This window comes from Secundilactobacillus similis DSM 23365 = JCM 2765 (assembly GCF_001311075.1).
Classification (GTDB): Bacteria; Bacillota; Bacilli; order Lactobacillales; family Lactobacillaceae; genus Secundilactobacillus; species Secundilactobacillus similis.
Genome location: NZ_BBAD01000041.1, coordinates 1 through 21321, shown reverse-complemented (window position 1 = coordinate 21321; position 21321 = coordinate 1). Strand labels below are relative to the sequence as shown.

Genomic DNA, 21321 nt, shown 5'->3' with positions numbered 1-21321 from the left:
ATAACATTCAAGGTATAATGTACCGCATTTCACTATTCTAGATTTTATCAATCATTCATTCGGACAACCTATGTTAGAATAAACGCAATTCTAAAATACGCCTCAAAGAAAACACTTTCCATTTATGTATACAACTGCAACCAGATGGGTATGAACATCACATTATTTATCAATTTCTCAATCAATGAAAGGATAACCCCAATGGATACACAACTTACGCCGGTGCTACAAGAATTCTTGCAATCTGGGATTAGCCTAGGTGGTAGCACTCGGTATAGTCCGCAAATCTATTTACTGATGACCTGGATTCAGAATGAACCTCAAACCCAATTCAGCACATTTGTCATTAAAAAACAACTCGTTAGGCGCTTAGGAGAAAACACAATTCCAGATACCAGAATTTCGGACATTCTCAACAATCTTGTTAAGGCCAACTTACTGAATCAAACCTCCGATCATCTCAATCTTCATAGCGTTCAAAAACGCCAGATTCGTTTATCTAAAATGGAGGACATTTATACCATTACCGACTTGGGGCAACAAACGTTAACCTTTATCCGAACTCATGCCGTTACCTATCATCCAATCAAGTTAGATCCGGCATTAATCGATGAATATCTCATTTTAGTTGATGCCATTTATCATCTAAACACTTCCAAACTCACTGAACAAAGTGGGCAAAATTTAAGTACTGCCTTTGCCCGATTAGTTGACATTCACGACCAGATCATCAGTGGGATGCGCAAACTGCGAAGCGAACTAAACGGGCTTTTGGCACGATTAGACCAGGTCAACGATCCGACTAACATCACCGAATTAATTCATCGGCTAAACACCGAAGCAATTCCGAGTTTTGAACGGATGCTATCGGTTCATAAAAAACTATACACGTTTCAATCCACTCAAGGTCCAATCGATTACATCACTGCAATCGTTGACAGTGGTAAAAACGATCTTGCCAATTTAAATTTAAGTCAACGCTATTCATCCACTCAACAACGTTTATTAAATCAACAATCAGTCGAGGCAGCTTTGAAGAGACTCAACCGCGATCTTGACTCAAGTTCGACCATCAGTGCCAATAATCCACAATCAATTTATCGGTTAAATGAGGCCATTAATAACAGTCGGCTTAAGATTATCGCGCATCAACAGATTACCGCAACGTTGTCAGCCAATCGTGAATCATTATCTGCGACTATTGACGATCTGCTCGACAAGATTGAACGCTTAGTTTTAGATTTGCGGCCTAGCCCTCATCTTGCCTACGACCGTGAAGAAAATTTAGGTGATTTGACAACCCAACCACAACTTCCCGCCGTTATCTACAAACCAGCCAACAGACCAACCATGGCCGCCATCTCGCCGCATCCTTTTGGTCAACGAGAGCCGATTGATTTCGCTCACGATGCTAAAATTCAGGAAGAATTTCAATCCCTTCTTCTTAATAACTTGACGCTCCCCTTAGACCACAACCTCGAACTTCGATTTCCAGAAACACGTGACTTATTGCTAAAAATATTCAGCACGACAACCCCTCAATTTGCAAAACAATCACTATCACTGCTTCGGTTTCACAATTTATTACTGACGCATAGCGAACCCCTTCCCCAGATTACACCAATTCAAATTCACTTAGTTAATGAAAATTTTCATATTGAACTACCAACCGGTGCAATCTACTATTTTCAAAAGGAGGAAATCAAATGACACCATTCAGTGGCCGTTTGACTAAACAAGAAATTAACTTAATCAACCGCTTATTTACCTCTGGAATTGTGACTGCCAAAGTGGGCGCCGCAGATACTGATTCCCAAGTGACACACTATTTACTTTACCCGCAAAAAATTGATCATTATCTTCAATACACGTTCGGTTACCGAATTGAGCACTACAATCAATGTCTACTATTGAACTCAAACCAATTGTCATTAAAAAGCGATGAAATTGCCGTCATTTTGGCATTTATTCGGTTTGTCATCAATAACGGCACTACTGACCAAGCCTTTGAGTATCAAGCACCACTGATGCCAATCGAAGCCGTGCTTTCTGGTCTACATCTTAATTTACGAACTTCGTCAAAAACTCAAAATCGGATCATTGATATTCTCACAACTTACTTAGTGAATCAGTTTCAGGTTTTAGATTTGCAATGGTTTAGTGACGAAATCGACTCAGAAGGTGCCGGCACGCAGTACTGGGTCTACGATGATTCGTTTTTCTCTTTTGCACAGCTCTTGGTTAACCACCTTAACAATCAGTTAACAACCCCCACAAAAACCATTGACCCTCGACAACAACTCAATCGCTTGTTATTGTCACAATTCTTTTTAGATGCCACTTCTGATCCTCATTCATGGCAATTTCTTCAAGAAAACCGGTCACTGATTGCACAGGAATGGTCAATATTGACACCGTATGAGCTTGAAATCACCGATGATTATGCCATTGTATTAACTCACAATCGACGCCCATCACAATCTCAATCAACGATTACTGCCATCGGCGTTGCGCGCCAGCTTAATGCTAAAGGCCTTAATCATACACAATTGAGACAGCGAATTATCAGTGAATTTCACCATCATTATCATAAACCACCCACTTCGGCAGATATCGGCGGCGCACTCAAACAATTATGGCGACTACATTTGATTCAAATTATTGATCATCAGTATCACAAGACCAATTTGACCGATCGTTTCAGTGTCTCAACAAATCAGGCTGATCTTAACATTCGCTATTCTCGTCAATAGAAAGGAATTAAATATGAAAAAAATGAACATTTAATCCTGACCAAATGCAGTCTCCGAAATTTCAATTACTTCCATAGTTTGGACATTACGCCTGCACAGAATGGCAATTTTGCGTTAGTCGGTCACAATGGTGTTGGTAAAACAAACCTCGTTAACTGTTTTATCCCATTACTGATTAACGGCTCCCGTTCAACGCCCGCGTTCAATACGGCCAACGAAATGGAAAAACTTGGTGATACTAGCAGCGCACAACGAAACTCAAGTCGACACATGCGAACATTTGAAGGCACCGTTCTCGGTGAAGTCAACCCTCAACCCGAGCGATTGGGCTATACTTATATCACATTGCAGTCAAATCAACGAATGGTTGTCTTAGGCTTGGGAACTCAGGTCTACGCAGGCAATCCTAGTCGAACAAAGGTCTGGTACTTTGTTCTGGAAGCCGATAATTTAACCTCCCTCGAACCTATTACGCTAGTAGACGGCCATCACCCTGACCCGAACCATTTTGTTCAGGCGTTGGCTGAAACCGATTTCATTACCGAAAATCAACGCGTTTTTGGTAATCGATTTCACTCATTTGATTCCGCCGATGAATATGCCGAATACGTCGCCCGAAATGTTTTTGGCCTCCCTTTAACTGATTTAAATACCCTTACTCGAGCCTATCAAATTTTAATGACCCCCAATTTGATCTCTGGTGCAAATTCAATTTCCCCCGTTCAAACGGCGCTAAGTAGTGTTCAGGATAAATTAAATGAAGACATTATCCATAGTATGATCAAAGCGCATGATGATCAGAAAAATTATCAGTTCAAAAAACAACTTTATGCTGAATTACTGTCTGGCTCTGAATCGAATCATAGTCGCCTGTTTCGACTACACAAAACCATGCATGCTTTAAATGAAGCGTATCTTATTCAAACCAAGTGGATTCCCTATCGACAGCAATTAGCACATCACTCGGCTTTAAAAGCCGAAAACGGACAACAACAACTTCAATTAAATCAATTACTTCAGCAACTAACCAACCATGAACAACAACTTAAAGAACAAAGCGATCAACTTGATCAATATACCCAACAATTAAATGATCAGAAACAAGCCAGCGAAATACTTGATGTCTTAGGATTTCAAAAGGAACAAATTTTGGAAAAAGTAGTTGCTATCGAAGAAAAAATGAACCTTATCGTCGAGCAACGTCACCAGATTGAAAAGTTAACAACAACTAAACAAGCATTATCAGATCAGTTATCAACTTTAAAATCTAAGATGACCCAGAGCTACCAAAAACTACTGACGTTACTTAAACCTTTTAAACACCTGCAATCAAGAAGTTCGTTCGCATCCAGCATTGAATTTACCCAAAACCTAGCTCAGTATCTTGACCAATTAAGAGTCCAGCGACGTCAGTTAAGTGAATTGCAGTTGCAATGGCAACGCGCCTTTAAGTACAGTCATCTCTTTACGGATACCCAAGATCAGATGGCCTCAAAAATTGACCAAATTATCCAGAATCATAACAATCTCTACCACGCGCTACAACAAGCAAACCAGACTATTCATCAACAAGGACTCGCCACAATTGACCATGATGCCAACCAAATCTTACATGAAATCAAAAGCGTGCAGGCCAATTATCCCGATGTTCGCATTGATCAACAACAACTCGATCAGGTGGACACTCAAATTAGTACTATTTCAACGATCAACACCGAAATAGATCAAGTCAACACTGAATTTAACACCATCTCAGAACAACTCACCACAAGTCTGGCGGCATTTGATAAAAGCAACGCAACTGACCTAAATCATGAAAAAAAACAGCTTCAAGAAAAACTAATTAAGGTCGAGAACAGCGTGACTCACTTCAACAAAGCAATCGACGCACAACTTCCTCAAAAAATTAAAGAAGTTCAAAATGTCATCGATAATATGAATCTGGAACGAGATGACCTTAAAGCAAAAATTGCGATTCAAACCGAAAACCAACAACAACTTCACGCTGACTTGAAAAGTACCACAGAAAAACTTGATCGATTCACAGCTGACATGCAAAAATTTCTTAAACATGCCCGACCTTGGTTAACTGAATCACTAACTGATTTTATTGCGCTTCAAGAAAAAAGAGCGGAAAAATCAATCTCCGAGTATGTACGACAGATTGAAAAATTAAAAGCGCTGACCAACCCTTATTAAACCTAACCGCGATAGTGCCGACCCTCTAACACCTCAAAACCGATCACTCAACGAACTGCTTCAAGGAATCGGAATGTCCGAATTAGCAATTGTCGCCGGTGACTTGGTTTTTCAAGATGAGCAAGATGTCTACCAGCTTAATTTTGATTTACCAACACTCAAAGCCAATGTCAAAAAGCACGTTCCAAACGACCAAACCCACTTATTGGCAACTGATGAACTCGGAACGTTTTGTGCTGCTGTTAGCCACCAAATGTTTAAACAGCGAGATTACCTGCAACAGATCAATCAAACGATGCAGCAAAATAACGAACGGGCCGATATTAAATTCAAAATTGAATTAGATTATCAGCGCAGCAATCGTCAGGGAAATCATCAACCCGTTTTGACGGAAACCGCATTAACCGAAATTTTTGACATCAATGACACCAAAATGCCTGAGTTTAGAAGCCTGATGCAACATAAGCTCGAATTTGCGACCAGACAAGAACGTGATGATCTGCAAACTTGGTTGCTTGAAGAATTCGACTATCGAAATTGGTCCACGATGAACATCTTGGTTAAATTGCCAGGCACTACCGACTACCGTATCTTAACCAACCCTGTTCTTAAAACTAAACTCTCCAGCGCCCAAAAAACGCATGCAACCCTCATTCCGTTATTGATTATCGTCAAGATTATTTTGGATAAATGTGAACTTAAGGATGCACCCCGTTTACTGTTCCTTGACGATTTTGCAGGCCGTCTGGATGATGAAAACGCACAACGCCAGCTTGATATAGTGGCTGCATTTGACTTTTCGTTAATCACGACCCGCCCCGGGAACGATTATTCAACACTTTTGGCTGATAATATAGAAAATACGATTTATCAAGTTCAGGCTGGAAATTCCGATGGCGGTGTTTTCCCCATTAATACCGTTTCGATCATTGGTGCGTGGCATCGATAATCAATCAGATTGAAAGGGGCAATCAAACATAATGACCGAATATCAACAACGCTATACTGAACGAACCAAGCAACCCGCACCGAAAAATGCGTCAATGCTTGAACCGTTATTTACCAAAATTCAATCCGGTCAACCGCTCGCAACCTTAATGATGGAAACTGCGCGCTGCCAGTTACCGGCACACACCTTAATTGATGATAAGACAGCCAGTGCCCGTGCATTACGAGCCTATTACCAAAATATCATCAAATTCGAGTTCAACGATACTGTCAACTTTCGACAGTTAAATCTCATCACCGGAACCATTACAACTGCAAACATTATTCAAACCAACTTACCGCAACCAGTTACCCTGAACAGCCAGCAAACGCAATCTGATTTCAATCACCTTATCGAATCCGATTTAGCGACCGTCTACATTATTGAAAATGCAAACGTCTTTTTGGAACTCATGCTTGCACTTCCCGATATCAGTTTCATTTGCGGTAATGGCAACAACTCAAATCAGGCGCTGATTCAATTACTACAGATTCTGGAAAATCGTTTGATTTCACTACACTATTTAGGCGACCTTGATACAGATGGCATTCAAATCGCCGAAACTTTATTTCAAAAACTCAACAAAACTGACATTTCAACTTTTCTATCAATTCAAACAATGGCCAATGTCAACCGATGGGTAATTAATGGCAAGTTTCATTCTAAAAAACGGACTAGGCAAAACCGGTTCCAACTTGCAGCATTTCAACATCAAGCTGACCGGATTCACACTTCTGGCATTTATGTTGAACAAGAAGAATTATTTGATGACTATTGTCGTTTAATACGAGAACATACTACGACAACTAGTTGAAACCACATTTAACGATCACAAAACAAGCGGTATGATGGCCGTCCTAATCGACGCCATCATACCGCTTTAATTTTATTGACGATGTCTATCCGGAATAAAAGACCATTACTTGTAATAAGCGATGCGCTACCGATACTTCGCCACGATCAACTGATTATTCCGAAACTCCGCTAAGTACACGTCTTTGATACTTTCAATTCCTTGGCGTCTCAGCGCCTCAACCAACCAGTCTTGATCCTTATCCATCAAATCCAGGACATCGGGATCAACCGTTCCATCCGTAATCACCGGAAATTTAACATTGGTATCACCCTGATTGACAACAGTTAACTGCCCATTTTGTTCAAGAATCGCCCGTTTAACGAGGGCGGTATCAATCACACCGGCCATCCGGAGTTTTAAAGCAACGTCTTTAGCCGAAATATTGGCTTTCAAACAATTATCGACTAAAATTTCACCGTTACGAATCACCGTAACTGGCTCACCGTTTAAAAACTTTTGGATATGCTGACTGTGAATCGTCAGGTAGCGCATGATTAAAATCAGCAATGACCAGATTAACAGGACCAACACAAACTGAATCAACGTGATACTAGGATTATAGAGCACGCCACCAACAATACCACCTAAGACGTAGTTTTGAATCTGATCCATAGCGGAGGTTGGCGCCAAATTACTCTTCCCCGTTAGGTTAATCAACACCGTGATAAACAAAAAGCCAATCACTAATTTAATCAAAACATCACTATACGCAAACATCTAATTGCCTCCCACAACTTTAACTTGAGTATTTGTCAGTTGAAGATTAATCTTCTCGGTTAAAAAACCCGACTGATCATCGTTATACAGCACCCGGTAGTACTGATGAGTTTTACCGTTTCGAACCAGCATACTGTCACTCGCCGTCGTGGTATTGGTTTGGAGGTCCTTAGGTGATACGTGGTTTCGTTTGCCAATTTTGGTCAAAATGCCGAGCACGTTATTGTTATTATTCCGGCTACTTTTAAGGGCCGAAAAACTTTGGAATTGAAAGCCAATCATCAACAGACTCGCAATCAAAAAGATGACGGTTAAATCACGGTATTTAACCGCAGTTCGATTCCGAAAATACCTGAGAAACACGATAAACGCTGCAATCAAAAGCACCGTCAAAATCGTTAATCGAATGTAACTGATGGTGAAATTTTGATCTTTTAAATAAGTATACGTATAAAAGGTCACGCAAAAGCCCCCGTATTGGAAATTGATGTGACGTCATTATAACGCGAATTGAATATCGATACCAACGCCACTCGTAACGCCGACGCTAACGCTAACAAAAAACATCACCGACGATTCCTGAAATAACAGAAATCGACGGTGATGTTTGATTATTGGTCAGTTAACTGACCCTTAGCCACACGTGCAAAAACTAGTCACTACAAACAACCGCTCTCTTGTGCGACAACTTTTGCGGACAATTCATTGGCCAACTTCATGGCGTTCGGGAATGACTGCCCCTGACTCAGGCCCGCCAAAAGGCCACCACAATGGGCATCGCCGGCACCAATGGTATTCCCAACCACGGTTTCTAACGCGGGAACCGTTTTAACAGTAGTACCATCGCAATAACAAGCGCCCTGATTGCCAAGGGTCACAATGACCGGACAGTGGGTCTGATCATACACTCGTTGCATGGCAACTTTTAGCGGTTGTTGCGTCGGATTAAACTGTTCAAACTCAACTTCATTACAGTGAATCATGACGTTAACGGTCAGCAACTGGTCACGAATGGCTGGTGCTAAATAACTGATTCGCGGTGACGCATCGAATAGTATGGTGATTGCCGGCTTTTGGCGATGAATTCGTGCCAATATCTGGTCGGCAATGACTGGATTCTCCAGTTGGTAACCACTGATGTACACGTACTGATAATCTGTTAAATCAATCCGCTCAAACCAATCATCATGCCAAATTTGATCAACGCCTGAAATCGTTAAAAAGGTGCGTTCACCATTGGGTTCAACTAACGATAAATCCCACCCATTGTCAGCATCATTAACTGAAAGCAACTCCGGAATATCAGCATGTTCAAGAAATTGACGGACAACTGTCGCATACTGGCCTTGACCAACCGGGACAAATAGGTCCGCTTTTACACCAGCTGTTCTCATTGCCCCATAGACGTTAATTGCCGAACCGCCAACAATATTGGCTTGAAAGTTGCCGGTAACGTCCTCACCCGACCGTGGTAATTGGGGAACTTTTACCACAACATCCACGTAAGCCGCCCCTAAAATTAATGTTTTCATTCAGCAACCCGCTTAACGTTAAGTTGACGAGTACGAATGAGCTTAACGATCACCATGCAAATAACGGCCGCAATTGCTGCATGAACACCCCTAAACTGTTGTCCCGGAACATTCCATGCGCAAATGGTCCCGACCATACGGCGTTGTTGGTAAACATAAAACCAGTCGTGAGCGCAATTAACCATGAAACAATGCCGCCCCAATTATAACGAACAGGTGACGCAGTCGTCATTAAGTTCATATCATAACCGGTTCGTCGGAACATCACGCTATCACAAAGAAAAATGGCGACCCAACTAGCAAGACAAATGCCCAAGAAGTTTAAGAATAATTCGAAATTACTTAAAAAGTTACCGGAAATAAATAGCACGTACACCGGAATCAAGATCACGATGACCCCATGAACGGCTAAGGATGTTCGCTGAGAAACTCGAATCCCAATCGTCGCTAAATTGATGCGTGCCGAGCGCAATGACACAATACACTGTGGTACTAAGCCACCTGCAGCAACCAAGAAATAAATCACACCAATCCAGCTCGGTAAGACCTGATACATTGCATCAAACGGATTACTTGCCACAGCCAGGGTTGGGTCAATCGTACTCAGTAACACACCACCAGCCATTAGGATGAATAATGGCACGGCACCCCCTAAAGTCGTATGACAAAACGTCGCCGCTGGTTTCGTCGTTGGCTTAACGTAGGCGCCCCAATCGGCGGCTGCCATTGACCACGAAATGCCAGAACCAGCTGCAACGATACTCACTGCCGGTAAAAAGCCACTCAACCAACTATTACTAGGTGCAGCTAACGCAACTTGCCAATTGGCTTTGACTAAGAACAGGACTAAGATCACTGCAGTTACGACGCCGAATATCCAACTCAACCAAGTTTGAATCAGCGCCAATGTCGCTTCTTTGAGCAAACCTGATAAGAGTACAAAACTGCCAAAAATAAGCAAGGCAATCAACGTTGTGACGTTGTTTTTAGGTAGTCGAATCACTTGAAACAGCGATACCAGCAACAATGTTCCCGTAATGACGTTAACGGCTAACCAGCCAACCATATTAAACCAGGCAATGGCATTCGGAATCTTATTGCCATGAGTCCCGTACGCTGCTCGACTTAACTTAAACGTCGTCACGCCTTCGCGTTGACCAATCATAGCTACCCAGCCAGGGACTAAGAATGACAATGCCCCAACTAGTGCTGCTAAAATGGCTTGGATAAACGAAAGCCGATAACTCACAATAATGGCACCATACACAAAGCCCATCACGCCAATATTAGCTGCAAACCAGTTGTAGAACAGTTTTCCTGGTGTTAATGTTTTATCACTTTCTGGTACTTTGATCACTTGATCATCCATAACTACTGACGCCCCTATTTCATCTGAATTTGGTACTTCAACATCCGTTCAGCGTAGACGTGAAGTTGGTGTTGTGGGTTACTGTCATCAATCAACTGACACCAAGCAGGTGAGATCGATTTAACGCCATTCTTAGCGCCACAAATCGCAGTCGCCATCGCGCCAATCGTGTCTGTGTCACCACCAAGGTTGGCCGCCATTAGTGCAGCATCGTGAACGTTGCGGCAATAATAGGCGATGGCGACCGCTGCCGGTACACTTTCAGAAATCATTGTCCCCGTGCCAACTAACTCGTAAATGGCACGACTAAAACCTTTGGCGTCTCCAACATACTGATCAGCTAGGCCGATTGCGAGCGTCAACCGCGACCGGGTTTTCGCAGCCCAAGTTGAGGCGCCTAACTGAAATCCCCGGTCGTTACATGCCAAGGCAAAGTGAACAATGTCATCCCAAGAATAGCCAGCAATCGCGGCCGTCACTGCTCCCGCAACCATTGCAGCACCACTATAAGCAACGTCACTTGAATGGGTAACTTTAGTGACGGCCGTGACCGTCTTAATCAACGTTTTCAACTGATACGGTTGAAACAAGGCCCCAATCGGTGCGATTCGCATTGCCGCACCGTTCGTTAATGCCCGGTTTGTGATTGCGCTCGCATCAATTCCAGCTTTGATTGCATTCAAGGCCGCTTTACTACTGGGACCTAAAATATTACGCGACCAAGCATCAACGGCATCAGCCCACGACACTAAATGCGTCCCTAATACCTGTTGATCTGGCTGCCAATCCGTTTCGATCAGCGCATCCAAAATCACTAGGGCCTGCTGGGTATCATCCGTATACTGACCACGACCGTAGTTAACGGCAACCTCGTTGCTTGAGGGCCCCGGCAAAAAATCGGTGATTTCACCCAATTCGTGGTGAATTCGCTCCACTGGCCAAAGTTCTGACGGCATGCCCATGGCGTCACCAATCGCTTGCCCATATAGCGTTCCTAAAATTCGATCTAACCGTTGTGCGCGTTCATCCATGATGTGTCGCCTTTCTGTAGTGCTAAGTTTCAAAACCATCTAATAGCAGTTTTATATCTTAGAAGAAATAACCCACTTTACCGATACTTTCAATTGATCAACCCACTGTTTTGCTGAATCATTAGCGTTGATCTCGTTGCGCTAATCACTCCCATCTAGTGGTCTATCCGTATTTTAGCAAACGGACTAGGCCACTTTCAAGAACGATTGTTCGAATCCTAAAAGTCGGCACAATGCGCGACATCTGTCATTTGAAACAACGAGCTTGCTATTTTGAGTCATCATTTCACTTAGCCGATTATGTTAAAATAAGATAAAGCTCCACAAAGGGGGAATCAGCATGAATCACCGGTTATTCTGGGGAATCAGTTTATTATTCAGTCTGCTAACAATGAGCGCACTGAGCGTTAACGCCCATGCAAAATCATTTCGCATTAATCAATATCACGTTCAAATCAACCTTCAAAAAAATGGTGATGCCTTGGTCCACCAGCAAATCACCTACCACTTTAACGGAAATTTTAATGGTGTCTACTATAATCAAGATACCGCTGGCATCGGTCGGTTATCACAAACAAAGGTCACCGTTGGCAATCAGCAGCTCCGGCAATCGACCAGTGGGGCACCTCAAACTTATTCACTCACTCAGCAACGCAACAACACACGATTTAAAGTCTATTATCCCGCGCACAACCAAACCGTGACGTTTAATTACCAATATCGTTTGGGTGGCGTCATCACGAATTACCGCGATACGGCCGAAATGAACTGGAAAATTATCGGTTCAGCTTGGGACGTTGCGTTGAAAAACGTCCGCATCAATGTGCAGTTACCAGCTCAGCACATCTCAACCTTACAGGCTTGGACTCATGGGCCACTTTCAGGTCAGACTAACGTTTCCAAAACCCGTGGCCAAGTCACGATGACAGTTGCAACCGTTCCGGAAAATACCGCGGTGGAAAGTCACCTTCTCTTTCCAACCACGGTGACGCCAACGGCACCAACGAAGGCAACCAACCGTAAACAAGCGGCTCAGCAACTAGAGGCCAAACTCGCTCGTGAAGCGAATCAAAAGCGCCAACTGACGGTTTTGATACCGTTGATTCTAACCGTTATCCTACTCCTTGCAGCTGCCGGCCACCTATATGGCCAATGGCGCTGGTTCAAGCATCACGCTAAACACCAAGTCAACGAGCTTCCCGTTGTGCACCGGTTCGATATTCCGCATTATTCACCCGTGGCCTCCCAGAGTATTTTGACTCGCCAAGCACCCAATACCAAGGCATTTTCAGCCTGGTTACTCGAACTCGCCGCTGCTGGGGAGCTTCAAATCATACCCGAAGCAGACACCTACCGACTCACGGAAACTGATAAACTCACCGCGGTTCATCGAAAAGACCCGTTACTTCACTTTATGTTCAACGTCATTGGTCAACCAGATTCTGACACTCATCTGTCGACCGTCACTTTGGCCGAAATCAGTGACTATCAACCCACCGGCGATAGTAACCCGTTATTAGATCACTTTGATGATTGGGCAGATCAACAATACCAGGCAGTCACCGAATACAACTTCTTTGATAAACTGAACCAACAAATTCGGGTTCATGCCCACCTCTTGTTGTGGTTGAATTTCACACTGATGATTTTGGGCATCCTTACCAGCGCCTTCATGGGTCACTCAGCCTGGATCAGCACCGGTATTATCCTAACAGTCCTCATTTTCGGACTAAGCTTAGCGGTATCACTTTCAGCATTCTGGGGACTATCACCGTACACTCAGGCTGGCGAAGAGGCAGTGGCCGAAGTTAAAGGCTTCAAACTGATGATGACCGATATTGGTCAGTTCGACCGGTCACAGGTTGGTGACTTGATTTTGTGGGAGCAACTTCTCCCCTATGCCGTATCACTGGGTGTTGCTAAGCAGGTGATCAAAGCGATGCAGACTGAGTTTACACAAGCCGAACTCATTGATGGCTTATCAATCTACTACCCACTGTTCTTCTACGGAAACTTTGGCACTAATACCTTTAGTACCAGTTTGACAGTGACTTTGGCAGTGCCATTACCAGTAGCGATAGTAGCATATCGGGTGGTAGTGGTGGCTTTAGCAGTGGTAGTTCTGGCGGCTTTGGCGGCGGTTCTGGTGGTGGCGCTTTTTAACCTAGTAATCACTGCAATCACTCAAAAATGAGCGCACGACTTCGGCCTGAACTGGTTCGAAGTTGTGCGCTCATTTAATTCAATAATAAGTCCAAGTGTAATCAATCATTGCCCATCCGCATCATTGACGAGCACAATTCGTCCCGGTGCATGACGCGTTTCTAACAACTGGTGACCCTCAATCCCCCCCGCTAAAGTAAAAGGCAGGGTCTTAAAAATTGGTATCTTAAGTTGACCATTCTCCAACATCGTTGCAAGCGCCGTTAGTGCTTCGTGATCGTGACCGGCGTTCAGTGGTCGAATATGCTCAAACGTAACGTGTTTGGTACCAAAATCGGTCTCATCGCCAACTGAAGCAGCACTTCCGCCATCTCGAATGACATCTCGTAACAGTTCCGCATTGTGGCCGTTCAACGCCGCGTTAATGGCGATATCAGCCCGGTCCGCAAACTTAGCGTTAAGGTTTTCTCGATCATAAAACCCAATTTCATCCAACGGCAGTGCCTCCAGCAAAGCCTGATTGCGTGACGAACCAGTTCCAATGACGTCAGCACCCAGTTGTTTAGCAACCTGAACAACTAAGGACCCAACACCACCCGTTGCCCCGTTCACGAAGACCGTATCACCCGTTTTAACGTGGGTGAATGTCGTCACGGCGTTGTACGCCGTAATCCCTGGGGTTACCAAGGCAACGGCTTCAGCTAAACTCGCATTATCAGGCTTTTTAACCGCCCGTTCGGAATCGATCACGACGTATTGCGCATACGCCGGACCGCCATGGCCAATCGCAACATCGCCAAGTTGGAACGCCGTGACGGCCGAACCAACTTCAACAACTTCGCCGACCACGTCACGACCCGGTACGATTGGCAAACGGCCACGGCCAAAATCACCGGCTCGTTGACTACGTTCAAAATTATTTAACCCCACCGCCAACGTTTTCAATAAAATGTCATGATCCGTTTGCAACGTGGGTTGTGGTTGCCCAAGTATTTCAAAAACTTCGGGTCCGCCAAAATGGGTATAGCCAAATGCTTTCATCAATTACCGCCTCCTTAAAATTGGTTCAGTCCACTACAGCTTTATTGTACCGATTTTCAACGCCAATTTGAATGAATTAGCTTACCAGATTGTGCGTTTGCCATTAATGGTCTTGGGCTTTTCAGGTAACCGATGGTAAACCCACAGTGTCCGGCAAGCAAAGAAGATGGCAACGACACCCACAACATAAAACCACGGGTTATTCCCAACCGTGAAGTACGGACTAGCAATCGCCCACATATTGGTTGGTAGAAATGAATTCACCGTGCCAATTAAAATCACGATTGCAAGCCCCATCGAAGCCCCCAAACGAGTGCCCCGCTTTTCCCAGTACAGGCCTGGCATAATACCCATTAAAATATTGGTGAAGATATACCACTTGAACATTGCCGGATCGTTCATAAAGACGCGGAACAGGTTAACACTAACCACCATGACGACGACCCAACCAAAACGCGCAACCAGGCGTCCGTTGTACTCACATTCGGCCCAAACACATCGTCGCGTTCTCGATAAACACACATCGTGAGGTTGTAGACTTCAAACAACGTCCAGACAACTTCTGCAATCGAGGCAAACGTGAACACCCAAAAACCACCGAGCGCGTGCGACGCCAAGGCAAATACAAAGATTCCCATGGAATCGATGCCAAAATAAAACGAGTGCATCAATAAATTATACGGTGACTTACCTTCCCGGTTCACCAACAAAAAACTATAAATATACTCAATAAAGCCAATCGCAAACGTTAACCCTGCCACTAAAATATGGCCTATAAAATGCGGATTACTACTCGAAAACGCCGTTACAAACTGTTGCAGTTGATAACCGGTTCCATGATAACTTCCAAATAAACTTTGACACACTGACCACATAATTAACTACTCCTTTTTCCATTTGTGAATTATCATAGGCTGTTTTAGAATAGGTTTAGCTACAAAAATCAAAAAAGTGTGCATTATCTTTTAGGAGGGTTATCTTGGATCAACGTGTGCGTAAAACTCGCCAACGACTTCGAACGGCACTCTTTGAGTTACTAGAGCAACAATCAATTGAGTCCATTACCACGACCAAACTCTGCCAGGTTGCCGGCATTAGTCGACGAACCTTTTATATTCACTACGGCAACGTTACCGAAATTTTCGAAGACTACGAAAACGACATGGCAAACTTAGTTGCGCAACGGTTGACGCAAACGGAAGGGAGTGCCGCTAAATTACTTGAAACATTTGACCAAATCTTAATGGCCAATTTCAAAGGGTTCAAGTACCTCTGCCTAAACGAAAAACACCATCAGTTGATGGATCGAATTCAACGCATGCTATTTCAAACTTTTTCGACGTCCCTATTTGATGCTGAATTAACCGGGACTCAACAAATTATTCTTAATACACTAACCACCGGATTGATCAACGCCTATGTTTACTGGTTCGCGCATCCGGATGCCTTAAGTTATGACGAGCTCATCCAGGTTAACCAGCGGCTGGTCGAGACTTTGATGACTGAAATAACGCGTTAACAAAACGAGACCATCATTTGACAACATCAAATGACAGCCTCGTTTTTTGGATAAATTTGTTTATAAAAAACTTTATTGAACCCATTCCGTCAAAGCCTGACGACTCAGATTATTGACCCGTTTACCCGTTTCAATAGTAACGTTGGGATGGTGCTGTTGTAATTCACGCACTGATTGATCGATTGCGCTTGAACCGGAAGTGGCAAACGGAATCACGACTTTACCAGTGAAATCATAAGTTGATAAAAATTGGTCAATGATTCGAGGTGCTTTGCTCCACCAAATTGGGTATCCCAAATAAAGCACATCAAAGTCAGTACTAAATGCTGTATCAGCTAGCGCTGGTTGTGGCGTCGATGAATCATTTTGTTCCCGGTTCGCGCGTGATTGATCATCGTGCCAATTCAAATCAGCCTCAGTATACGGCACTGCTGCTTTAATTCGGTAAACTGGTACTTGCAGAATTTCGCCTAAAACGGTTGCCTGATTAAACGTGGTATTGGTATTTGAAAATACCGCAATGGCCTTTTTCGACATTGTTGGTCGCCCCTTATTAAGTAATTAAAGTTCGACATTCTTGTTTCGAGCTTTAAGATTATTATAGTTCAATTTTTAAAGAACGTTTTATTATGACACTCATTTAATTTTTAAAACAATGACTTAATTCCTAATAATTGTATATAACAAAAAGCTTTTTATCAACTAATTGATTCAAAGCTCACTTGAATTAGTGGTTTTGAAACGGCGTTAGGCAAGTCTTTCACCAATTGGTCTTCTATCAAATGCTTATCTTGCTGAGTCAGCGGTTGCCAATGTTTAACGGTCACCGTGACCCCTTTTCGGCTTTGTTGATGTTGCCAATAACCAATCACCACGCCATGTAGCAAGATTGGCGCCATAATCAACCCGTTCTTCGTCCAAATCGTTTTTTGGTGTTCGGGTGTGATGAGCCAGTTTTTATCAGCATAACCCGTGAAGCAGGCATCAAATCGCGCCGCTAACTGACAGGCAGGTAACTCACCATTTGGCACAGTTGTCGTCGTCATGCTGAGATTCTGACCTGCAACCATCATGTGAGGTAATTTTGCGGTTACTTGCTGCCAAGCCGGCCGTGCCTGCGTGATTCGAATCCCTGACCATTTGCAAAAATCCGCCAGTGATACCGGACCAAAACCCTCAATGTAGCGTTGTATCAAGACAGGCAACGCTGTTTCAACTGGTAGTAGCGGTAACTGATTGGCAATCACCACATAATTTTGAGTCGTTGATCGGGCGTCAAAGTACAACCGACCGCGGGCGACCAAAGTCTGCAACACGGCGTAGATCAAGTTATTGGATTTCACATCCGTTGGTATTAGTGGTGTTAATAACGCAACCACTTCAGTTTTAGTTAACCGTGGTTTAGTAACCAGTTGATTCTGGATTAAAGTAGCTAATTCCGCCACTAACGTTTCATGACCTAACAAGTAAGTTTTCGGTAACGTCTCAGTCTGGCGAGCAGAAATCACTAATTGCCAATCCGACAACGTCAATAACTGGTGGGTCCACCGCTGTGCCCAGGACCGGACAACGGGTTGCTGATCGTACCAGTTGTGGAGGGTTTCAATTGGTGTATGGGTGCGCAAGCTAAGGTTAAGATCTGCCTCACGCGCTTGCTGAGCCTGAATACCGATTGTCCGGGTCAAGGCCCGCTTCGAATCCTGGGTCACACCGAAACCAAGGTGCCTTAGCCGTAATTGTTTTAGTTTTTGTTGATCCATAAACTGTGATCTCCTAAGTTTTTGTGATATACAACGTTCTCAAGTAACCAATCACGTTCTTGTTGTTTAATGAACAATCGAATTCGGACTTTCTCAAACACACAGTTAATTATAGCATAGCCAGATTGTAACAATGATATTTGAGGCTACCTTAGATTCAACGGCTATCTGATTGCCTAATCTCTATTTTGTTATATACATAATCGTATTGGGACACCATGTGCTGATTATTTTGAGTTCATCTTGAAACCCAGCGATTACCGGGACTAGTTAATCAAACATTAACCTTAAAGTGACTGTAATTTTTTTGATAAACGGCGTATAATAGGCAGAACTTGGGTCGTTATCGGCACACTTACACGACACCCAATCCGATTGGAGGAATTACCGTGTCAATCAGCATGGTTTGGCAATCATTTATCACATCACTACTACTCGACATTTTAGTGATTGTTGGTGCAACATCGTTACTCTACTGGGTTAATGATCGCACAATACATAGTAACATCGTTCAACATCGAAAACTTATTATCGGCCTTGGTGGTGTTGCCTACATCGGCCTACTCTATGCGCTTCAAGCTTTCCACTACGCGTTAGATCCAACCACCGCAGCATTTGGCTTCATTGGACCTTCCTTAACTTAATGCTTCTGGCGATGTATCTGATTATCATGGAAACCGGAAGTTGGCTGGAGGTCGTTTTGTGGATCACGCTGACGGGCATCTACTTTTTCTACTACAGCTCACCAGTCACCGTTTTTGGGGTAAGTGCCTACTTAGTATGGGCAGCAATTCTGATTATTTTACGCCGACGTGGTCAGGTGATTAAATACAACCGAATCGCTTACTATGGCGTCATGCTGGCATTTGGCATCGCCGGATTTCTCACGATCTATGACATGTATCCGCGACAGTTTGATTTCTGGTTTATTATTCGCCAATTTACCGCGTATATCGTTTTAGGCATCACTGTCGGCGAATTCAGCCGTTTAATGGTGGCAACTGATCGCCGAGAAGACAATCTGCGTAATCGGGCAAGTCACGATGAACTGACAGCCCTCGCAAACGTTGGGACGTTTAATCGAGATACGCTCAATTTGTATCGTCAATTCAAACGGGAACACGACCCGTTCACCATGTTTGAAATCGATTTGGACCATTTCAAGGCAATCAACGATCAGTATGGTCATCTCAAAGGAAACGTGGTTTTACAGGCCGTTGCAACCGAGCTACAACAGACCGTCAAGCAGCTTGACCAGCATGCCAAAGCTTACCGATTAGGTGGCGAGGAGTTTTGCCTCATTGTTCAAGCCGTCCTATCAAGTGACGATGTTGCTAGAATTGCGCTAGCTTTTCAAAGTCACCTTGCTCAACTTCAACTCACACAAGTTGACGCCGAACTCACGTTAACGACCTCAATCGGTTGTGCTACGGTTAAGCCACAGCATAATAAATACTTTGATGTCTACGCTGAAGCTGATCGCTATCTTTACCTCGCTAAAGACGGTGGTCGCGACTTAATTGCAGTTGAGGGCGACTTATTGCCCCGTCATTCGGCCTAACAGACCGCAATCATTAACAGGTTTACTATTTCGGGTTACAATAATCATATTGCTACTCAACTCAGGAGGAAACTTAATGACTCGTCAACGCGCTTTTTGGTTAATGCTTTTAGTAACTGCCGCTTGGGGCGCGTCTTACATGTGGATGAAACTCGCCTTAGCTAGTGTTGGCCCATTTATGTTAGTTGGTCTACGTTTTAGCATCGCGTTTGTCGTAACCAGTCTCGTCTTTTGGCGCTTACTCAACTGGCCATCACGCAATGAAGCCATTGCAAGCTTGATTTTAGGCACGTTGCTTTTTAGTCTCTTTTCACTTGTGATGACAGGCCTCGAACACACAGATGCTTCCACTGCCGGCTTCTTGCTAAGTACAACTGCTGTTTTTGTCACCATTTTAGATACCATTCGACAACGCATCTGCCTCGGCCGGTCACTTTAATCACAACGCTAACTGTAATTGTGGGATTGTACTTCTTGGTCGCCAACGGAGGCGGGCTTCACCTCAACGTTGGCGCGTTGTTTTGCTTGGGCTGCGCCGCACTCTATGCCGTTTATATCCTCTATTCAGATCGCTTAAGCCGCCATGGTCAAGCCACTTTCAACGTCAGCATCTGGCAATTAGGCGTTGCTGGGGTTGAAGGCCTCTGTTTAGGGACGCTCACCTCCGGCTTTCAACTGCCACAAACGGGTGCACAATGGGGCGCGGTTCTCGCCCTTGGAATTATCTGTAGCGCTTTTGGTTTTGTTGGGCAAAATGCCGCCCAGCGTTACCTAACCCCTGAAACCGTTAGCTTAATCTATTCACTAGAACCAATCTTTTCAGCGATTTTTGCGTTTCTGATGCTCGACGAAGTGTTAACAGGCATCCAGTACCTCGGCGCTGCACTCATCTTCGCCAGCATCGTGATTTCCGAAGTCGTTAAAGCGCATCAACCACTTAAAGCATAACTGTACAACACGCAATCTACCGGCTCACCCTGTTTCGCCCCTGGAAAACGCATTTGCGATGATTCCAGAGGCATTTTTAATTTAGAAAGGAATTCACCTATGACATTTAACGTTCATCAAATCAACCCGTTGCCCGTTAGCAACCTGGTTGATAATTACATTTCATTTGATCTGGAGTTTGCTGAAACCAAGTCTGATCAAAGTCACTTACCACTTCAAATCGCGCAATTGCCGTAATCAACGGGCAGCCACAACGCAACCGGTTTAACCGATTCGCTTACTTCAAGGACATGCTCCCCACCGACTTCATTCGCGGCATGGAACTCGCGGATATGACGCCAAAAACGTATCGTAAATACGGGGATATCAACGACATTATCAAACACTTTTTAAAATGGTGGTTTGACGCCAGCAAAAAGGTTCCTCATCCAGAAGCTAACCAATATGCGCAGCTACTCCCCGTTCTCGGCTATAACATTAACAGCGACTTAACGACTCTGGTCAACTACCTCCCAGACGATATCCGCCCTAACCAAAATGCCAAAAATAAGCTCAACTACTTTGACGTTGAACAATTCGTCGCCAAATCCATGGGCGCGGATCGAATCTCACTCCAGTCACTTGCACACTTACTCAACGTGGAAACCGGCCAACCACACCATGCCGATAATGATTCGTTGACCTGTGCTACCATTTACGAACTATTGAAAGCACGGTTCACAACCCAAGCGAACACCAAATTATCATTGGTTGATCGAAACTTTCGGTCTAGAATTGATCAAATTGCTGATCAACAATCGGAACCTGAGTTAACTGTCTTGCCTCGACGAAAGAGCATTCGAAGTAAACAAAAAGTAAGCCATGAGTCGTAAACAGACTGTCGC

At 43.9% G+C, this 21321-nt stretch carries 22 protein-coding genes and 1 pseudogene; 13 read left to right on the top strand and 10 right to left on the bottom strand.

Annotation, left to right across the window (positions count from 1 at the left end):
- Positions 1-201: 201 nt before the first annotated feature.
- From JCM2765_RS09945 to JCM2765_RS09925, 5 genes are all read left to right on the top strand, one after another.
- The gene (locus tag JCM2765_RS09945; protein ID WP_054736444.1) at positions 202-1710 is read left to right on the top strand and encodes a hypothetical protein; all 1509 of its coding nucleotides are present in this window, start codon (positions 202-204) and stop codon (positions 1708-1710) included.
- Complete coding sequence (locus JCM2765_RS09940; RefSeq protein WP_054736443.1) at positions 1707-2753, top strand: hypothetical protein; 1047 nt, start codon at positions 1707-1709, stop codon at positions 2751-2753. The genes JCM2765_RS09945 and JCM2765_RS09940 overlap by 4 nt, the downstream gene beginning before the upstream one ends.
- Before the next feature lie 78 nt (positions 2754-2831).
- Positions 2832-4952 carry a hypothetical protein gene (locus tag JCM2765_RS09935; protein ID WP_054736441.1) on the top strand — a complete coding sequence of 707 codons (2121 nt, stop codon included), beginning with the start codon at positions 2832-2834 and terminating at the stop codon, positions 4950-4952.
- A gap of 103 nt (positions 4953-5055) precedes the next feature.
- Positions 5056-5901: a hypothetical protein gene (locus tag JCM2765_RS09930; protein ID WP_162231411.1), complete on the top strand. Its 846-nt coding sequence runs from the start codon at positions 5056-5058 to the stop codon at positions 5899-5901.
- Positions 5902-5932: 31 nt separating this feature from the next.
- The gene (locus JCM2765_RS09925; protein WP_054736438.1) at positions 5933-6754 is read left to right on the top strand and encodes a DUF2399 domain-containing protein; all 822 of its coding nucleotides are present in this window, start codon (positions 5933-5935) and stop codon (positions 6752-6754) included.
- Between the two features lie 126 nt (positions 6755-6880).
- Here the strand turns inward: JCM2765_RS09925 and JCM2765_RS09920 are convergent, their stop codons facing one another.
- The 5 genes and pseudogenes from JCM2765_RS09920 to JCM2765_RS09900 form a co-directional block, all read right to left on the bottom strand.
- Positions 6881-7513 (bottom strand): DUF421 domain-containing protein, encoded by a 633-nt coding sequence (locus tag JCM2765_RS09920; protein ID WP_054736436.1) that lies wholly within the window; start codon positions 7511-7513, stop codon positions 6881-6883.
- Positions 7514-7975, bottom strand: coding sequence for a DUF3290 family protein (locus tag JCM2765_RS09915; protein WP_054736433.1), 462 nt, complete (start codon positions 7973-7975; stop codon positions 7514-7516). It abuts the gene before it with no gap.
- A 197-nt stretch (positions 7976-8172) separates the two neighbouring features.
- A complete protein-coding gene (locus tag JCM2765_RS09910) occupies positions 8173-9045 on the bottom strand; it encodes a PfkB family carbohydrate kinase (protein ID WP_054736431.1) in 873 nt (290 codons plus the stop codon).
- Positions 9042-10414: pseudogene (locus tag JCM2765_RS09905) on the bottom strand (purine-cytosine permease family protein). Before JCM2765_RS09905 ends, JCM2765_RS09910 begins: the two are co-directional and overlap by 4 nt.
- Positions 10415-10428: 14 nt before the next feature.
- Positions 10429-11445, bottom strand: a complete 1017-nt coding sequence (locus tag JCM2765_RS09900; RefSeq protein ID WP_054736427.1) for an ADP-ribosylglycohydrolase family protein — start codon at positions 11443-11445, stop codon at positions 10429-10431.
- Between the two features lie 340 nt (positions 11446-11785).
- Between JCM2765_RS09900 and JCM2765_RS09895 the strand changes: the two genes are divergently transcribed.
- Positions 11786-13639, top strand: a complete 1854-nt coding sequence (locus JCM2765_RS09895; RefSeq protein ID WP_054736425.1) for a DUF2207 domain-containing protein — start codon at positions 11786-11788, stop codon at positions 13637-13639.
- Positions 13640-13713: 74 nt separating this feature from the next.
- Here the strand turns inward: JCM2765_RS09895 and JCM2765_RS09890 are convergent, their stop codons facing one another.
- From JCM2765_RS09890 to JCM2765_RS18195, 3 genes are all read right to left on the bottom strand, one after another.
- The gene (locus tag JCM2765_RS09890; protein ID WP_054736424.1) at positions 13714-14649 is read right to left on the bottom strand and encodes an NADP-dependent oxidoreductase; all 936 of its coding nucleotides are present in this window, start codon (positions 14647-14649) and stop codon (positions 13714-13716) included.
- A gap of 81 nt (positions 14650-14730) precedes the next feature.
- Positions 14731-15084, bottom strand: a complete 354-nt coding sequence (locus JCM2765_RS18200) for a hypothetical protein (RefSeq protein WP_225352058.1) — start codon at positions 15082-15084, stop codon at positions 14731-14733.
- Positions 15048-15524, bottom strand: a complete 477-nt coding sequence (locus JCM2765_RS18195) for a hypothetical protein (RefSeq protein ID WP_225352057.1) — start codon at positions 15522-15524, stop codon at positions 15048-15050. The genes JCM2765_RS18200 and JCM2765_RS18195 overlap by 37 nt, the downstream gene beginning before the upstream one ends.
- 104 nt (positions 15525-15628) lie before the next feature.
- On the opposite strand from JCM2765_RS18195, the gene JCM2765_RS09880 reads away from it, so the two are divergent.
- Positions 15629-16168 carry a TetR/AcrR family transcriptional regulator gene (locus JCM2765_RS09880; RefSeq protein WP_054736422.1) on the top strand — a complete coding sequence of 180 codons (540 nt, stop codon included), beginning with the start codon at positions 15629-15631 and terminating at the stop codon, positions 16166-16168.
- Positions 16169-16240: 72 nt separating this feature from the next.
- Here JCM2765_RS09880 and JCM2765_RS09875 read toward each other — a convergent pair whose 3' ends face one another.
- Both JCM2765_RS09875 and JCM2765_RS09870 read right to left on the bottom strand, forming a co-directional pair.
- Positions 16241-16705 (bottom strand): flavodoxin, encoded by a 465-nt coding sequence (locus tag JCM2765_RS09875; protein WP_054736420.1) that lies wholly within the window; start codon positions 16703-16705, stop codon positions 16241-16243.
- 161 nt (positions 16706-16866) lie between these two features.
- Positions 16867-17928 carry a DNA glycosylase AlkZ-like family protein gene (locus JCM2765_RS09870; protein WP_054736419.1) on the bottom strand — a complete coding sequence of 354 codons (1062 nt, stop codon included), beginning with the start codon at positions 17926-17928 and terminating at the stop codon, positions 16867-16869.
- Between the two features lie 389 nt (positions 17929-18317).
- Between JCM2765_RS09870 and JCM2765_RS09865 the strand changes: the two genes are divergently transcribed.
- The 6 genes from JCM2765_RS09865 to JCM2765_RS09845 all read left to right on the top strand — a co-directional run bounded on the left by JCM2765_RS09865 (position 18318) and on the right by JCM2765_RS09845 (position 21309).
- Positions 18318-18572: a hypothetical protein gene (locus JCM2765_RS09865; protein ID WP_054736418.1), complete on the top strand. Its 255-nt coding sequence runs from the start codon at positions 18318-18320 to the stop codon at positions 18570-18572.
- Positions 18573-18628: 56 nt separating this feature from the next.
- Positions 18629-19489, top strand: coding sequence for a GGDEF domain-containing protein (locus tag JCM2765_RS09860; protein ID WP_054736416.1), 861 nt, complete (start codon positions 18629-18631; stop codon positions 19487-19489).
- A gap of 76 nt (positions 19490-19565) precedes the next feature.
- The gene (locus tag JCM2765_RS09855) at positions 19566-19928 is read left to right on the top strand and encodes an EamA family transporter (RefSeq protein ID WP_054736413.1); all 363 of its coding nucleotides are present in this window, start codon (positions 19566-19568) and stop codon (positions 19926-19928) included.
- A 35-nt stretch (positions 19929-19963) separates the two neighbouring features.
- On the top strand, positions 19964-20437 hold the full coding sequence (locus JCM2765_RS09850; protein WP_054736408.1) for a DMT family transporter: 474 nt from the start codon (positions 19964-19966) through the stop codon (positions 20435-20437).
- A 99-nt stretch (positions 20438-20536) separates the two neighbouring features.
- On the top strand, positions 20537-20674 hold the full coding sequence (locus tag JCM2765_RS17170) for a hypothetical protein (protein WP_156301755.1): 138 nt from the start codon (positions 20537-20539) through the stop codon (positions 20672-20674).
- A 95-nt stretch (positions 20675-20769) separates the two neighbouring features.
- Positions 20770-21309 (top strand): 3'-5' exonuclease family protein, encoded by a 540-nt coding sequence (locus JCM2765_RS09845; protein ID WP_054736406.1) that lies wholly within the window; start codon positions 20770-20772, stop codon positions 21307-21309.
- Positions 21310-21321: the final 12 nt, after the last annotated feature.

Bases quoted from the DNA above. Each gene is read 5' to 3' on its own strand.
- JCM2765_RS09945 (WP_054736444.1), top strand. From the start codon at position 202: ATGGATACACAACTTACGCCGGTGCTACAAGAATTCTTGCAATCTGGG.
- JCM2765_RS09940 (WP_054736443.1), top strand. From the start codon at position 1,707: ATGACACCATTCAGTGGCCGTTTGACTAAACAAGAAATTAACTTAATC.
- JCM2765_RS09925 (WP_054736438.1), top strand. From the start codon at position 5,933: ATGACCGAATATCAACAACGCTATACTGAACGAACCAAGCAACCCGCA.
- JCM2765_RS09920 (WP_054736436.1), bottom strand. From the start codon at position 7,513: ATGTTTGCGTATAGTGATGTTTTGATTAAATTAGTGATTGGCTTTTTG.
- JCM2765_RS09910 (WP_054736431.1), bottom strand. From the start codon at position 9,045: ATGAAAACATTAATTTTAGGGGCGGCTTACGTGGATGTTGTGGTAAAA.
- JCM2765_RS09900 (WP_054736427.1), bottom strand. From the start codon at position 11,445: ATGGATGAACGCGCACAACGGTTAGATCGAATTTTAGGAACGCTATAT.
- JCM2765_RS09895 (WP_054736425.1), top strand. From the start codon at position 11,786: ATGAATCACCGGTTATTCTGGGGAATCAGTTTATTATTCAGTCTGCTA.
- JCM2765_RS09890 (WP_054736424.1), bottom strand. From the start codon at position 14,649: ATGAAAGCATTTGGCTATACCCATTTTGGCGGACCCGAAGTTTTTGAA.
- JCM2765_RS18200 (WP_225352058.1), bottom strand. From the start codon at position 15,084: ATGGTGGTTAGTGTTAACCTGTTCCGCGTCTTTATGAACGATCCGGCA.
- JCM2765_RS18195 (WP_225352057.1), bottom strand. From the start codon at position 15,524: ATGTGGTCAGTGTGTCAAAGTTTATTTGGAAGTTATCATGGAACCGGT.
- JCM2765_RS09875 (WP_054736420.1), bottom strand. From the start codon at position 16,705: ATGTCGAAAAAGGCCATTGCGGTATTTTCAAATACCAATACCACGTTT.
- JCM2765_RS09870 (WP_054736419.1), bottom strand. From the start codon at position 17,928: ATGGATCAACAAAAACTAAAACAATTACGGCTAAGGCACCTTGGTTTC.
- JCM2765_RS09855 (WP_054736413.1), top strand. From the start codon at position 19,566: ATGACTCGTCAACGCGCTTTTTGGTTAATGCTTTTAGTAACTGCCGCT.
- JCM2765_RS17170 (WP_156301755.1), top strand. From the start codon at position 20,537: ATGACATTTAACGTTCATCAAATCAACCCGTTGCCCGTTAGCAACCTG.
- JCM2765_RS09845 (WP_054736406.1), top strand. From the start codon at position 20,770: ATGACGCCAAAAACGTATCGTAAATACGGGGATATCAACGACATTATC.